General features: G+C 66.2%; 19 protein-coding genes. 11 read left to right on the top strand and 8 right to left on the bottom strand.

Translation table 11 applies throughout. The annotated features are described in order from the left end of the window. Window positions 1-21 precede the first annotated feature (21 nt). Window positions 22-513 (bottom strand): DinB family protein, encoded by a 492-nt coding sequence (locus ACCC94_RS09475; protein WP_413349135.1) that lies wholly within the window; start codon window positions 511-513, stop codon window positions 22-24. A gap of 116 nt (window positions 514-629) precedes the next feature. Here ACCC94_RS09475 and ACCC94_RS09470 point away from each other — a divergent pair, with 116 nt between their 5' ends. Continuing rightward, window positions 630-1,472 (top strand): LysR family transcriptional regulator, encoded by an 843-nt coding sequence (locus ACCC94_RS09470; protein ID WP_413349134.1) that lies wholly within the window; start codon window positions 630-632, stop codon window positions 1,470-1,472. A 3-nt stretch (window positions 1,473-1,475) separates the two neighbouring features. Here ACCC94_RS09470 and ACCC94_RS09465 read toward each other — a convergent pair whose 3' ends face one another. Both ACCC94_RS09465 and ACCC94_RS09460 read right to left on the bottom strand, forming a co-directional pair. After that, complete coding sequence (locus tag ACCC94_RS09465) at window positions 1,476-1,601, bottom strand: hypothetical protein (RefSeq protein WP_413349132.1); 126 nt, start codon at window positions 1,599-1,601, stop codon at window positions 1,476-1,478. A gap of 259 nt (window positions 1,602-1,860) precedes the next feature. After that, entirely contained in the window at window positions 1,861-2,226 is a 366-nt protein-coding gene (locus ACCC94_RS09460; RefSeq protein ID WP_413349131.1) for a hypothetical protein, read from the bottom strand. Window positions 2,227-2,337: 111 nt separating this feature from the next. Between ACCC94_RS09460 and ACCC94_RS09455 the strand changes: the two genes are divergently transcribed. The 6 genes from ACCC94_RS09455 to ACCC94_RS09430 all read left to right on the top strand — a co-directional run bounded on the left by ACCC94_RS09455 (window position 2,338) and on the right by ACCC94_RS09430 (window position 5,805). Then, window positions 2,338-2,916, top strand: coding sequence for an N-acetyltransferase family protein (locus ACCC94_RS09455; RefSeq protein ID WP_413349130.1), 579 nt, complete (start codon window positions 2,338-2,340; stop codon window positions 2,914-2,916). A gap of 366 nt (window positions 2,917-3,282) precedes the next feature. Further along, on the top strand, window positions 3,283-3,870 hold the full coding sequence (locus ACCC94_RS09450; RefSeq protein ID WP_413349129.1) for a hypothetical protein: 588 nt from the start codon (window positions 3,283-3,285) through the stop codon (window positions 3,868-3,870). Then, window positions 3,867-4,262 carry a hypothetical protein gene (locus ACCC94_RS09445; protein WP_413349128.1) on the top strand — a complete coding sequence of 132 codons (396 nt, stop codon included), beginning with the start codon at window positions 3,867-3,869 and terminating at the stop codon, window positions 4,260-4,262. Before ACCC94_RS09450 ends, ACCC94_RS09445 begins: the two co-directional genes overlap by 4 nt. Window positions 4,263-4,299: 37 nt before the next feature. Then, a complete protein-coding gene (locus ACCC94_RS09440; protein WP_413349127.1) occupies window positions 4,300-4,623 on the top strand; it encodes a hypothetical protein in 324 nt (107 codons plus the stop codon). 56 nt (window positions 4,624-4,679) lie between these two features. Further along, a complete protein-coding gene (locus tag ACCC94_RS09435) occupies window positions 4,680-5,195 on the top strand; it encodes a hypothetical protein (protein WP_413349126.1) in 516 nt (171 codons plus the stop codon). 133 nt (window positions 5,196-5,328) lie between these two features. Then, the gene (locus tag ACCC94_RS09430; RefSeq protein WP_413349125.1) at window positions 5,329-5,805 is read left to right on the top strand and encodes a hypothetical protein; all 477 of its coding nucleotides are present in this window, start codon (window positions 5,329-5,331) and stop codon (window positions 5,803-5,805) included. A 28-nt stretch (window positions 5,806-5,833) separates the two neighbouring features. Here the strand turns inward: ACCC94_RS09430 and ACCC94_RS09425 are convergent, their stop codons facing one another. Further along, the gene (locus ACCC94_RS09425) at window positions 5,834-6,733 is read right to left on the bottom strand and encodes a LysR substrate-binding domain-containing protein (RefSeq protein ID WP_413349124.1); all 900 of its coding nucleotides are present in this window, start codon (window positions 6,731-6,733) and stop codon (window positions 5,834-5,836) included. Window positions 6,734-6,835: 102 nt separating this feature from the next. Here ACCC94_RS09425 and ACCC94_RS09420 point away from each other — a divergent pair, with 102 nt between their 5' ends. After that, on the top strand, window positions 6,836-7,804 hold the full coding sequence (locus ACCC94_RS09420) for a DMT family transporter (protein ID WP_413349123.1): 969 nt from the start codon (window positions 6,836-6,838) through the stop codon (window positions 7,802-7,804). Between the two features lie 43 nt (window positions 7,805-7,847). Here ACCC94_RS09420 and ACCC94_RS09415 read toward each other — a convergent pair whose 3' ends face one another. Continuing rightward, window positions 7,848-8,606, bottom strand: a complete 759-nt coding sequence (locus tag ACCC94_RS09415; protein ID WP_413349122.1) for a class I SAM-dependent methyltransferase — start codon at window positions 8,604-8,606, stop codon at window positions 7,848-7,850. A gap of 117 nt (window positions 8,607-8,723) precedes the next feature. Then, window positions 8,724-9,473: an SDR family NAD(P)-dependent oxidoreductase gene (locus ACCC94_RS09410; protein WP_413349120.1), complete on the bottom strand. Its 750-nt coding sequence runs from the start codon at window positions 9,471-9,473 to the stop codon at window positions 8,724-8,726. 174 nt (window positions 9,474-9,647) lie between these two features. On the opposite strand from ACCC94_RS09410, the gene ACCC94_RS09405 reads away from it, so the two are divergent. Next, window positions 9,648-10,553 carry a LysR family transcriptional regulator gene (locus tag ACCC94_RS09405; protein ID WP_413349119.1) on the top strand — a complete coding sequence of 302 codons (906 nt, stop codon included), beginning with the start codon at window positions 9,648-9,650 and terminating at the stop codon, window positions 10,551-10,553. Between the two features lie 4 nt (window positions 10,554-10,557). On the opposite strand, the gene ACCC94_RS09400 is transcribed toward ACCC94_RS09405, so the two are convergent. Continuing rightward, the gene (locus ACCC94_RS09400) at window positions 10,558-11,502 is read right to left on the bottom strand and encodes a Dyp-type peroxidase (protein ID WP_413349157.1); all 945 of its coding nucleotides are present in this window, start codon (window positions 11,500-11,502) and stop codon (window positions 10,558-10,560) included. Between the two features lie 146 nt (window positions 11,503-11,648). Here ACCC94_RS09400 and ACCC94_RS09395 point away from each other — a divergent pair, with 146 nt between their 5' ends. Next, window positions 11,649-12,338 carry a GNAT family N-acetyltransferase gene (locus ACCC94_RS09395; protein ID WP_413349118.1) on the top strand — a complete coding sequence of 230 codons (690 nt, stop codon included), beginning with the start codon at window positions 11,649-11,651 and terminating at the stop codon, window positions 12,336-12,338. Window positions 12,339-12,356: 18 nt separating this feature from the next. On the opposite strand, the gene ACCC94_RS09390 is transcribed toward ACCC94_RS09395, so the two are convergent. Continuing rightward, window positions 12,357-13,250, bottom strand: a complete 894-nt coding sequence (locus tag ACCC94_RS09390) for a DMT family transporter (RefSeq protein ID WP_413349117.1) — start codon at window positions 13,248-13,250, stop codon at window positions 12,357-12,359. A gap of 190 nt (window positions 13,251-13,440) precedes the next feature. Between ACCC94_RS09390 and ACCC94_RS09385 the strand changes: the two genes are divergently transcribed. Further along, window positions 13,441-13,543, top strand: a 103-nt coding sequence (locus ACCC94_RS09385) for a helix-turn-helix domain-containing protein (RefSeq protein ID WP_413349156.1), incomplete at its 3' end; no start/stop codon positions are given.

Here is a 13,543-nt window from a genome sequence, read left to right as displayed (position 1 = left end):
TGCCGCGGGGACGCAGAGCCCTCAGCCCTCGCGGCGCTCCGGCTGGGTGGCGTGCACGAACACCGTGTAGGTATCCGCGGGGTGCGCCACCCCGGCCTGGTCCAGCGCACGGGCGATGGAGCCGCGGTGGTAGGTGGCGTGATTGAGGATATGGAAGAACATTTCCTCGCGGGTCAGGCTGCCGCTGCGGCCATCGGTGAAGCGGAAGCGGATGACCTCCCGCGAGCGCTCCGGGGTCAGGGCGGCGAGCTGCTCGACGTACCACTGGCCGGAAACCAGCAGGCGCTCGCGCAGCTCGTCAAAGCCGGGAACCGCCGCGCTGTTGGTGGCCGGGTGCGGGTCTGCCTCGCCGCTAAGGCGTGCGCGGAACAGCTCCTCGACTATCGCCAGGTGGTTGAGTTGCTGGAGCGCGAAGGCACGTTCCTCGGCGAAGCGCTCCGGGTCGATCCGCGCGATGGCGTCCAGTGTCCGGCGGTCCGACCAGCACTTGTAGGCGAAGGCCTGGGTCAGCATCGCAACTCCTTGTCAGCGGCTATTGAAAACGGAGGCGGCACTGTAGCGCATCCGGCGCTTGGGTTGCGCCAGCCCAGGTGCCAGACTGGCGCAAGCCCCAAGGACGATTCGCCGCCATGAAAACCCCCGATATAGAAGCCATCCGCGCCTTCGTGCTGGTCGCCGAGCTGAAGAGTTTCACCCGCGCCGCCGACGTCACCGGCACCACCCAGGCGGCCATCAGCCTGAAGATCAAACGCCTGGAGGAAACCCTCGGCCGCCCGTTGCTGGAGCGCACGCCGCGACGCGTCACCCTCTCCGCCCACGGCTCGGTGTTCCTCGCCAGCGCTCACCGCCTGCTGGCCAGTTACGACGAAACCCTGCGCTGCTTCGACAACCCGCGCCGCACCCTGCGCATCGGTGTCAGCCACCACATCCTCGGCGCGGACCTGAGCCATTGGCTCAGGCGCCTGGCCCAGGTCGATCCGGAAGTGATTGTCGCCTTCAGCCTGGGCACTTCGCGGCAGATGCTGGAGAGCTATGAGGAAGGCGCGCTGGATATCGCGCTGATCCTGCGCCACGACAACCGCCGCCAGGACGGCGAGGTGATCGGCAGCGAACGCTTCGGCTGGATGGCCGCCGAATCCTTCGAGCTGGCAGACGGCGCGCAGCTGCCGCTGGCGATCCAACCAGCACCGTGCGGCATGCGCAGCATGGTCGAAAACGCGCTGCAGGCGCAGGACCGCCGCTGGAGCGAAGCCTTCGTCGGCTCGGGGATTCTCGCCATCGGCGCGGCAGTGTCGGCTGGAATCGGCATCGGCGCGATGGTCGAGCGCATGGCGCCAGCGGGCTGCACGGATGTACGCGAGCGCTTCGATCTGCCGCAGCTGCCACCTCGCGACGTAGTGCTCTACAGCGCGCACCGCGACGCCCAGACCCGCGCACTGATCAGCACGCTGAGGCAGGCCATCACCGCCTGAAGCTCACTGCAGCAGTACACCGACCCGCGCCAGGAACAAGGCCAGCGCGAGGATCAATGAGCCGCTGAAGGCGACGGCAGCGAAGTGGATGAAGGCGAAGTCGCGGGCTTGGATCGGTTCCTGGTCCATGAACGGCACGTCCTGACATAGCGGTCGGGAGCCGCCAGTATCGAAAGTGCCGTGCGGGACAAACAGCCTGCGCGGGCTATTTCAGTGATAAGCGAAACGCCTCGAAAGCCCGCCTGGCGTTCCGCGGTCTGCAGCCGCTCGGCGCCTTCCGGGTCGCGCAGGATGTTCTTCGCCACCGCTGCCGCAGTTCCTGAATCAGCGCACCGGCTGTCGACGTTCCTTGGGCGCCACGGAGCGTGGCGCCCATCGCAGGCAGGCATCAGGCGATTCCCGAGTCCTGCGACGAGGCCGCGCGCTTGCCCAGCGGCGTTCTGCCGAAACCATCGGCGGCAAGGGTCTGTTGCTCATCTTCCGTACTCGCGCGCATGCCCAATGGCGTCCGGCTGAAGCCATCTTCGGCGAGGGTTTCCTGCTCCGGCGCTGCAGGGTCCAAGTGCATGCCCAGGGGAGTTCTGCTGAAGCCGTCTTCAGCCAGCTGCGGTGCCTCGCTCTTGTCGGCCAGGGGCGTCAGCTGAAAGCAGGCGGCGCCGTGGGAGCACCCGGCTTCAGCAGCCGCATTGGCGTGCACGGCAACGCCAGCCAGCGAGAAGACAACGGCAGTCACGATGGTTTTCAGGTTTTTCATGGCATCGATCCTCAAGGGTTCAGGGGAGCAGCCCGGAGCGAATGACACCGCACTGTAGAAGCCTTGGAGTGCGTGTCACGTCGATGAGCTGTTGGTGCTCATTAGGAACCCTTGGGGTATCTGCAACGTGTCGAAAAACAGCCGCCACCGTTTCCGCGAATGTCCGCGCGGCGGCCAGATACAGTGGAATACAGAGCAGCGGGAAAGGCGTTTACACTGGCCATTCCTGATCGGCGGAACGGTGCAGCAATGATTCCCCATGCAAAGGTGCGGCTCGCTCAATGCGCAGACCTCGATGCTCTGTTCGAGCTGGACGACATCGCCCGGCGCGAGCCGAAACGCCGGGCGTCCATTGCGCAAGCAGTCGGCCAGGGCCAATGCTGGGTGGCCGAGGAAACAGGCGATACAACGGCGCTGCTGGGCTATGGCGTGCTGAACGACTCGTTCTTCGAACAGGCCTTCATTCCCTTGATCGTGGTGAAGGAATCGGCGCGGCGACGTGGCGTCGGCTCGGCGATTCTCGGTGAGCTGCAATCGCGCTGCGAGGCGGCAAAACTGTTCACCTCGACCAATGCCTCGAACGAGCCCATGCGCCGGCTGCTCGCACAGCTCGGCTTCATCGCCAGCGGCCAGGTCGACAACCTGGACGAGGGCGATCCCGAGCTGATCTTCGTGAAGCTGGGTTCCTGATATCGCGCCCAAGCCTGCTGGCCTGGCCCGCCCCGCCTGACTCCGTCATTACGTTCATGGGAGGCCGAATGTCTGCAGGTCGGCTCGCCGTTGGCGTGCGCTGGTGAACCGGAGGGCGCGCCCCTTGCCCCGCTGCCGCATCCACAGCCTTCCGGACATCGTCGATGAACAGCCTGCGCGACGGTACCAGCGCGCGGCGGCGGATCAGCAACTGAAGGATTCCCGACTCCGGAATAGTTCGCTGCCGTCCGTCACAGAAATCCCGCCGCAAGGTTGACCATCAAAATCGCCGCCACTAGATTCCTACCCTTCTTCGCCGGGCTGCGCTGCGCCCCGGCGATCACAACGGCAAAGGAATGTCCCGTTATGTTCAAGCCCCTCAGGCCCTGGCTGCCTGCCGTGCTGCTTTGCAGCCCTCTCGCCGCGCAAGCGGAAGGTCCCTCTGGCGATTTCTGGCTGATTCACCAGCAGGGCAGCCTCTACAAGAACGAAATCTTCGTCGTCGATGGCGACCCTGCCAACATCTACGACCGCAAGAACGGCGTGCGCTCGCTGGGCGTCTATCAGTTCTACGAGGAAGGCGCCAAGCCGACCTTTACCGCCTATGACGTCGAGGTCGATTGCGCGAAGAACCGCGTGCGCCTCAACGGCGCACAGAACTACGACAAGTTCTACAACGACATCCGTGCGAAGAAGGTCTCCAAGGAATGGCAGAAGAAGCCCGAGGCGTGGATCGCCCAGAGCCGTGACTTCCTCTGCAAGCCGGACGCCCATGTCGAGCAGAAGATGTACCCGCTGGGCAAGATGCCCACTGCGCAGTTGGTCTCCGCCGCTCCCGGCCTGTTCCAGCTGCGCAACCGCGAGCACGCCAAGGACCTGATCCTGCAGATGGTCGACAAGGGCTTCGAGCAGATGCCCGTGAAGAACGCACCGGCCAAGGAGGGCGTGCAATGAAAGGACTACTCGCGCTGGGGATGATCGCCATCCTGCTCGGCGGCTGTTCCGCCATTCCCACCCTGCCCGAGGCGCAGGCCCGCAGCTACTGGAAGGGTCGCCCGGCAGGCGATGCCATCGACCACTTCGGCGCGCCCAGCGATATCGCCCTGGCGCCGGAGAACGACTGGGTCGTGCTGATCTATCGCCGCGACACCTCTTACACCTCGCGGGAAGCGCTGGGCACCTACACCGGCCCGCAGAATGGCCAGCTGGTGCACACCGAGTACTGGGGCGACGTGGTCCATTCGGCCAGTTGCGAAATCCGCGTCGCCATCAACCGCGCCCGCCAGGTGGACTACCTGCTGACCCGCGGCAATTGCGGCGGCATACCGCTGCGGCCGGAAGCCTGACCCCCTGTTCCTAACTCATCAAGGATGAGACGAATCCATGTCAAGGACGAACCACCTGGCGCAAGCCACGCTCACGCTGCTCGGCCTCCTGGCCATCGGCTCCCCGGCCTCGGCGGAAGAAATCAAGGTGACGGAGCTGCTGCGCAGCGGCTATGAGGTCAAGGCGGCCTACGTAGCACCGGGCCGGATCACCCAGATCCACTTCCTGATCCTGCAGAAGGGCACGTCGGTCTATCAGTGCGCCACCTACGAGAACGGCGCGCCCCTGCAGCGCTATTACAACTACTCCAACACCTATTCCTGTTCGGCGGTCGGGGACTGGGTCCTGCAGAACGGGGCAATGCCCAACGCCGTGCAGTGATTCCGCGAAGGTCGGCATCGACGATGCTGACCGAATCTCCCAATTCAAGGATGCCCATGAAACTGCGTTTGCTACCCGCCGGCCTGCTGCTCGCCTGCACCCTGTCCCATGCCGCCGAACAACCGGCAGTCCCCAAGCCCCTCGAAGAGCAGGTCAGCCGCCTGGTGGAGCTGTACAAGGACAGCTTCGCCACCGGCTATCCCGAAGCCACCCATGTGCAGACCCTCAAGGCAGGCGACAGCGAATTCATCCTCGCGGTCTTCACCATCGAAGGCTTCGACATGGGCAACAACTACAACCAGTACCTCGCGGTGTTTTCCTCCACCCCGAACGAGGAAGGCCAGGAGCATTACAGCCTGCTGGACGCCATGCAGATCGGCGGCGGTGGCTGGCGCTCGGTCGAGAAGCTCGACGCCCGGCTGGTCGCCGACCCATCGGGCAAGCGCACCCTGATCGACATCCCGGTGATGGAGAACAGCGAGGACGATGCGCCGAACTTCCCCAGCCGCACCGGCGTGATCCATCTCTCCCTGGAAGGCTCGCAGACGCCACGCCTGACCGAGCAGAACTGATGCGCAGCCCGAAGCCGGAAGACGGCCGAGGGCTGCATGTATCGGCACTGATACCAAGTCGATAACAAACCGCTCTCAATTTTCTCCGGTCATGGCCGCCACTGCGGATATCCCTCCTCAGCGGAAGATAGCCATGACCACCATCGGCACCCTCAGCGCCACCAACCTCCACTACCCCGCCACCGCCAGCGCATCCGCCACGACCACCTCGGGCAGCGACGCAGAAGCCACCGGCACCGATGCCACCAACGCCACGCAATCCGCCGCCAGCGCCCCCGTTCAAGGCGCGGCAGGCGCAGCCGGCGGTGGCGCCGGAGCGACCGGCAGCTCCGACAGCAGCAGCGACAGCACGCTGGAAAAACTCAAGCTGGCCCTGGAACAGGCCCAGAAGGAAATGCAGGAAGCCGAGAAGGAAGCCGCCAAGGCCGCCCAGGGCAGCGCAGGCCAGACCGAGGAAGACAAACAGGCCCGGCAGGTCGCGGCGCAGGCCGCGCAAGCGCGGGTTTCGGCTGCCGCTACCGCGGCGGCGGCAGCCACCGCCGCCTATTCCCAGGCGCTGACCGAAGCCGGCGACAGCACCAGCGGGACCGCGGTGAATACCACTGCCTGACCCCGCACCGCCGGCCTGGCGCCCTTCCCTAGCGGGACACGGCGCCTTCGTTCATCAGGTACGTCACCAACTGCCGCGCGTGGGAAGACAGCGCATCCCAGTCCGCAACGCAGAGGCGCAGCTCGCGCGTGGCCCAGGCGTCCTGCAATGCCACCACCGCCACCGGCAGCTCCTGCGCCAGCCGCGTCGCGGCAGCCTCCGGCAGCATGGCCACGCCGACCCGCTGGGCGACCAACTGGGCGATGGCATCGAAGCTTGGTGCACGCACGCGCACCTTGAGCGGCATAGTGTTGCGCACCGCCATCGCCTCGACGAAGCGCTGCATGGCGCGCTCGGCAGGCAGGCAGACGAAGGGAAAGCTCAGGGCATCGCGCAGGCTGGGCTGCGGCTGACTGGCCAACGCGTGCTGCTGCGGCACCAGCAATACCAGCTTGTCGTTGCGGAACGGCAACGACACCAGGCCGGCGGTGGGCAGGTTGCCGTCGTAGACGCCGATATCGATCTCGCCATCCTGCACCGCGCGCAACACGTCCCTGCTGTTCTGCTCGGTCAGTTGCAGGTCCACCTCCGGGTAGTCCGCCAGGAAGGGACCCAGCGCCGTGGGCAGGAAGGTGCTGTTGGCCACTGTAGAGGCCGCCAGGCGCAAGGTAATGCGCCGTTCGCCACGCAACTCCTGAAGGGTGTCCTTGAGCTGGCGCGCCTCCTTCAGCACACGCTGGCTGGCCTCCAGCACGAGGCGCCCGGTCGGCGTGAGGGTCATGCCGTCGCTGTGCCGGACAAACAGGGAGAGCCCGCAGCGCTCCTCGAACAGCCGCAGGCGATTGCTCGCCGCGGAGACCGCCACCGGTACCGAAGCCGCTGCCTTGCTCAGGCTGCCGGTGCTGGCGATGGCGGCAATCAGGCGCAGGTCGGCCAGATCGAAAAGCATGAGGCGTTCTCCAAATACGAAAGCATCCTTCTTCAACGAGCGATTCTAGCCAAGCGGCCTTCGCTCTAGAATAAGGACCTGCCTCCTGCCCTCGTCATCTCCATGAATTCGCTCAGCTCTCTCTACCAGCGCAGCCTGCGCAACGGTGTGTTTTTCGCCGTGCTTTCCGCCACCGGCTTCAGCCTCAAGGCGGTCTTCGTCAAACTCTCCTACGCAGCCGCGCCGGTGGATGCGGTGACGGTGCTGGCGATCCGCATGGGCCTGGCGCTGCCGCTGTTCCTCTGGCTGATCTGGTTGAGCCGCAGCCCGCAGCAGGCTCGCCTGACACTGGCCGATGGCGTGCGCATCCTGCTGCTCGGGCTGTTCGGTTATTACCTCTCCAGCCTGTTCGACTTCTACGGCCTGCAGTACATCAGCGCCGGGCTGGAACGGCTGATCCTGTTCACCTACCCGACCCTGGTGCTGCTCCTGCAGATGGCCGTGAACCGCGAGCGTCCGGACTCCCGCACCCTGGTGGCCATGGGCTTGTGCTACCTGGGCCTGGGGATCGCCCTGGTCCACGACATCCGCGTGGAAGGCAGCGATGGGCAGATCCTGCTGGGCGCCCTCTGGGTGTTCGCCAGCGCCGTAACCTACGCCCTCTATTACATGGGCACCGCCGCCGTGGTGCGGCGCGTCGGTTCGATGCGACTGGCCGGGCTGGCCGGCGGCGCTTCGTCAGTGATGGTGCTGATCCACTACGGGGTAAGTGGCGACGTACAGCAACTGGTCACGCTGCCCGGCGCGGTTTGGGTCCACGGCTCGCTGATGGCGCTGATCTCCACCGTGCTGCCGATCTACTGGATGGCGCTGGCGATCCAGCGCATGGGCGCTACCCACGCAGCCGCGTTTGGGAACCTGGGCCCGGTGCTGACCGTGTTCGCCTCCTGGGCGCTGCTGGGCGAGGCGATCACGGTCTACCAGATTGCCGGACTGGCGCTGGTGCTGTTCGGCGTGTCGAGGTTGTCCGGGGCCAAGGCTGTGCCTGCCGCGCAGAAACCACAGGAGCAAGGCGATACCTCCACGGGCTGAATGTCCCGAGCGGCCCTCGTGGAGTCCGCCGACGAGCCTGCGCTTACAAGCGCCCTATCCGCATGTTGATCGGCCAACTGACCCGGTGCCGCACAGCGGGGTCGCCCCAGCGCTCGGCCATGTCGGCGGCAAAGGTATGCAACAGGTGCTCGTGCCCGGCCTCGCGCGCACTGCGCAGCGCCGACCAGGTGGAGACGTAGCCGAGGAACTCCTCGAGGTTCCATTCCAGGCGAATGGCGATCTCCGGCCCCGCGAATTCGTTGAATGGGAAATCGATGGTCGCGTAGCCGCTGTCCACCAGCTTGCGTTCGGCGGGCCAGTAGGGGCCGATTTCCTGCCAGTAGAACTGATCGAAACGCTCGCCCAGCGCACCCTCCAGATGCAGCACGCCGTAGCTGATCAGCGCCAGGACCGCATTGGCTTGGGCGACCCGCCGCACCTCGGCATAGAACCTTGGCAGATCGAACCAGTGCGCGGCCTGCGCGGCGGTGATCAGGCTGGCGCTGCGGCCCTGCAGCGGCAGGTCTTCGGCCGGGGCGCAGGCATAGTTCACATTGGCCTGCGGTGCTGTGTGGGCAATCTGGTCCGCACTGGGATCGAAGCCGACCACGGCAGTGAAGTGCTCAGCCAGTTGCCGGGGCAGCTGGCCGCTGCTGCACCCGACATCGACTGCCATTCCCAGGTTTGGCGCCACTGAAGCCAGGTAGGCGGCGAGCTCCGCCGGGTACTCCGGACGAAAGCGCGCGTAGGCCTGGCCGCCCTGGTCGAACCAGTTGCGCAGATCGGTGGACGGGGAATTCATGATGGGCGGCTCCTGTCCTGGCGGTTGTCTGCCATGAATGTACCGGGCAAACCCGCGTTCAGACCAGAGCCACGCCGACCGATGCAGGGCTTGCGCCCTGCCCGGCCCGCTGCGCGGTCAGACCTGAGCCATACCGCCGTCGACGAACAGCTCGATGGCGTTGATGAAGCTGGCCGAGTCGGAGGCCAGGAAGGCCACTGCCTTGCCGATTTCCCGCGGCTCGCCCAGGCGGCCCAGCGGCACCTGGCTGGCCAGTGCGTCGAACAACCCCTGGCGCGCTTCCTCCGGCACCAGGTCGCCGAGACCAGGCGTACGGACCGGGCCGGGGCTGACCACGTTGACGCGGATGCCACGGTCCTTCAGGTCCAGCGCCCAGGAGCGGGCGAAGTTGCGCACGGCGGCCTTGCTCGCGCTGTAGACGCTGAAGTTGGCGGTGCCCTGGATCGAGGTGGTGGACGAGGTGAGGATCACCGACGCGCCATCGGTCAGCAGCGGCAGTGCCTTCTGCACGGTGAACAGCACGCCGCGCACGTTGGTACCGAAGATGCGGTCGAAGTGCTCCTCGGTGATCGCGCCCAGCGGCAGCATGTCGCCGCCGCCGGCGTTGGCGAAAAGGATGTCCAGCTTGCCGGCGGTCCTGGCGATCTGCGCGTAAACCGCATCGAGGTCGGCGAGCACCGAGGCGTCTGCGCGGATTGCCGTGGCGGCCGCGCCGATGGCTTCGACGGCAGCATCCAGCTCGGCCTGGCGGCGGCCGGTGATGAATACGCGAGCGCCCTGCGCGGCGAGTTCCTGTGCGGCGCCAAGGCCGATGCCGCTGCTGCCGCCGGTGACCAGTGCGACTTTACCAGTGAGGGACTTGTTCATGATGAGCTCCTGAGCTTTCCAATGTGTGGGTTGTGCCTCCGGGCCGGCATCGGGCGCGGCTTTGCGGTGAGGCATGGCGCTACTCTAGGGCCCACCTATTGATGGAAAAAGCGCATACAATGGAATGACTATCCATGCCCATGGATAATCAGGCGATCCCCAGAGGAACTCCCCATGGATCAGCTCCAGGCCATTCGCGCCTTCGCCCGCGTCGTGGAAGCCGGCAATTTCACCCGCGCCGCCGACTCGCTGGACATGCCCAACGCCACCCTGAGCAAGCTGGTGCAGGAACTGGAGGCGCACCTGGGCGTGCGCCTGTTGCAGCGCACCACCCGGCGCGTCACGGTGACGCCCGAAGGCCAGGACTACTACGCCAAGGCCACCCGCGTGCTGCGTGACCTGGAAGACATCGATTCGACTTTCAACATCGCCCGCAGCAGGCCGCGCGGGCAACTGCGCATCGATGTCGGCGGCTCGACCGCACGGGACGTGCTGGTGCCGCTACTGCCGGACTTTCTCGCGCGCTATCCGGATATCCGCATCGACCTGGGGGTATCCGACCGCTCGGTGGACCTTGTCAGCGACAACGTCGATTGCGTGATCCGCGGCGGCGCGCTGGACGCCTCGTCGCTGGTGGCGCGCGGCATCGGCCAGGCGACCATGGTCACCTGCGCTTCCCCCGAGTACCTGCGTCACAACGGCATCCCCGCCTACCCCGAAGAGCTGCGCAACGGCCATCGGCTGGTCAGCTATCTGTCGCCGCAGAATGGCCGGGCAGTGCCCTTCCGCTTCGAGCGCGACGGCGAACGCAGCGAGCTGAAGCTCGAGCACCGCATCGGCGTCAACGAGAGCAATGCACACCTGGCCGCCTGCGTCGCCGGCCTGGGCATCGTCCAGACCTTCTCCTACGCCGCCGGCGCCGCCCTGCGCGACGGCACGCTGGTGGAAATCCTCGCGGATTGGCGCCCAGCCCCCTACCCCTTCCATGTCGTCTACCCGCACAACCGCTACGTCACGCACCGTTTGCGGGTGTTCATCGACTGGCTGGTGGAGTGTTTCCCGGCGAAGGTCGCCGGCTGAGCCCTCAGGGCCGCCTGTCAGCCAGCGCCTCGAGCAGCTCGGCGGAAGGCACGAAGAACAGGCTGCCGGTCACCGCCTTGCTGTAGTCCAGCAGGCGGTCGTAATTACCGGCCGGGCGGCCGACGAACATGTTCTCCAGCATCTCTTCCATCGGCGCCGGCGAGCGCGCGTAGCCGATGAAGTAGGTGCCGAACTCCCCGGCGCCGGGCCGGCCGAAGGGCATGTTGTCGCGCAGGATCTTCACCTCCTGGCCGTCCTTCTCCAGCGTGGTCAGCGAGCTGTGCGAGCAGCTCGGCTTCACCTCGTCAGCCAGTTCGATATCGGCCAGCTTGGTGCGCCCGATGATGCGCTCCTGGGCTTCGGTGGAGAGCTGGTTCCAGCCGGTCATGTCGTGCAGGTATTTCTGCACCAGCACATAACTGCCACCGGCAAACGCCGCGTCCTCGTCGCCGATCAGGGTGAAGTGCGGAATCTCGCGGCCTTCCGGGTTTTCGGTACCGTCGACGAAGCCAATGATGCTGCGCATGTCGAAATAACGGAAACCCTGTACCTCATCGACCACCGTGACCGCATCGCCCAGGCGCGCGACCAGCTGCGTTGCCAGCTCGAAGCAGAGGTCCATCTGCTCGGCGCGGATGTGCAGCAGCAGGTCGCCCGGCGTGGATATCGCGACGCGCTCGCCGCTGCCGAACTCGCGGAAGGCATGCAGGGATGCCGGACGCGGAGCGCCGAACAGCGCATCCCAGGCCGCCGAACCGAAGCCGACCACGCAGGAGAGATTACCTGTCGGCACGCGCTTGCCGACCGAGCGCACCAGGGCGGAGACGTCCTCGCACAGCGAGCGCAGCGGGCTCCAGTCCTTGCCCGGCGTCAGGGTCGCGACCAGGAAGATCGCGCTGCGAGTGATGGGGCTGTCCACTGCCTGGGGTTCGGGGAGTTCGTTGAGCATATCGTCCATGCGCCGCCTTCGAAGTGGGTATCCGGATATCAAAGCAGATCGCCAGCCGGCGTGACAACGAACCGCCCGCACGAGGAAGGTTACAATGCCGCCATCGCCACCCCGACCCAATGGGGTCATCCCGGAGCCAGTTGCAGATGTTCACCCTCGCCAGCCTCGACACTTCTCCCCCCGAATCCCTGAAGAGCCAGGTGCTGCAGATGGTCGTGGACTACTTCAGCGACATCAGCCCGGTGCCGCTGACGCCGAGCAATCCGCTGTTTCAGCTGTACCAGTATGTGATCGGCTATGAGGTGCACCTCTATCTGCAGGCCATGGACAGCGCCCAGGACAGCACGGCGCGCCTGATCCTCGCCCTGGACGACGAAGACCCGTCGCAGGTGCTGGGCTTCGCCCTCTACCTGCCGAGTGCGGACGATGCCCAGGCCTGCACCCTCGCCTACCTGGCTGTCCGGGCCAGCCACCGCCGGCACGGTATCGGCCGGGCCCTGCTGCAACGCATGCTGGAACACCGGCCGCACGCCGAGCTGGCCTGCGCGGCGAACAAGGTGCCGGTCTTCGAGGAGCTGGGCTTCAGGGTGCTGGCGGCGCAGGGTCCGCACGTCCTGATGAACACCCGCGACCGGCGCTCGGACGGCATGGTGGCGGTGCAGGACCTGGCGCCGATCTACCAGTCCAAGGAAGTGCGGCAGATTCACGCCTACCTGGTGCAGCAGAACGGCAGCAAGGCGATGCGCGACGCCGAAAGGAAGCGCGACCGCCTGCTCGACCAGATGACCTGGCAGGCCGCGGAACTGGTCAGGGAGCGACTGCCGACCCTTCACTGAAACCGGGCTTCCGCCTCTTCAGGCATGCCGGCCTGTCGGCCTGATCGAATAGAGCCCTGCGAGCAGGATCAGCAGCGCGCCGGTGATCGTCCACAAGGTCGGCGCCTCGCCGAAGACCAGCAGACCGATCAGCGTGGCGAAGGCCAGCAGCGAGTAGTTGAACGGCTGCAGCGTCGAGGCCTGGGCGTACTTCAGCGCCTGGATCAGCAGCAGTTGGGCGATCACACCCGAGACGGCGACTATCGCCATCAGCACTGCCTCGTGGGCAGTCGGGGTAACCCAGGCGGGAATCCCCACGCTGGTGACCGCCACGGCGCCCACTACTGCCATGTACAGCGTGGTGGTGGCGAAGGAATCGGTCTGGCCGATGCGCCGGGTAAGGATGTTGAAGAAGGCGAACGTCAGCGCCGCCGCCAGCGGGATCAACGCGGCAGGCTCGAATACTCCCATGCCGGGGCGCAGGATCAGCAGCGTACCGCCGAAGCCCACCGCCGCCGCCAACCATTGCCGCCCCACCATCCGTTCTCCGAGCAGCAGCCGCGCCAGGCCCAGGGTCATCAACGGGAATACCGCGTAGAGCGCGTGAGTCTCAGCCAGGCCCAGGTGGCGCAGGGCAATGCCGAACAGCGCGATCTCGCCAACGCCGAGCAGTGCGCGGATCACCTGCAAGGCGGGACTGGCGCTGCTCGCTGCCCGCCGCAGCCCGCCCTGTGAGCGGCAAACGACCAGCGCGAACAACACGAAAACCCAGTAGCGCACCATCACCAGTTCGCTGACCGGCAAGTGGCGCACCAGCACTTTGGTGATGCCGTCCTGGCAGGCGAAGATCAGCATCGACAGCAGGCAGAGGCCGATGCCGAGGCGCGAGTGGCTGGCGACGGCCAGCGCGGTGGCCGTGGTCTTGCTGGTCATGGGGGAATGCTCGCGGACAGTGGCGCCTCGCTGCGGGCGCCTCCAGCGCTTGTGCCGGAGCGGCCAGGGCGAGGTCAAGCCGGGCGACGCTGGCAAGCACGCCGATGTCGCCTGCAAGCCGCCGGCACTTCAATCCGGCGCGACTACCCTCTACAGTCTGCCAACCCGCTCAAGGCGACAACGGTGATCCATGGACAGGTTTCAGGAAATGACAGTGCTGCTGGCGGTGGCCGAAGCCGGCAGCTTTGCCGCCGGCGCCAAGCAGCTGGGGCTGTCGCCGCCCAGCGTGACCC

It is taken from the genome of Pseudomonas sp. Pseusp97 (assembly GCF_047304025.1).
Taxonomy (GTDB): Bacteria; Pseudomonadota; Gammaproteobacteria; order Pseudomonadales; family Pseudomonadaceae; genus Pseudomonas.
Note: the sequence above shows the minus strand (reverse complement) of the source record. Positions and strands in the feature narration are given on the sequence as shown.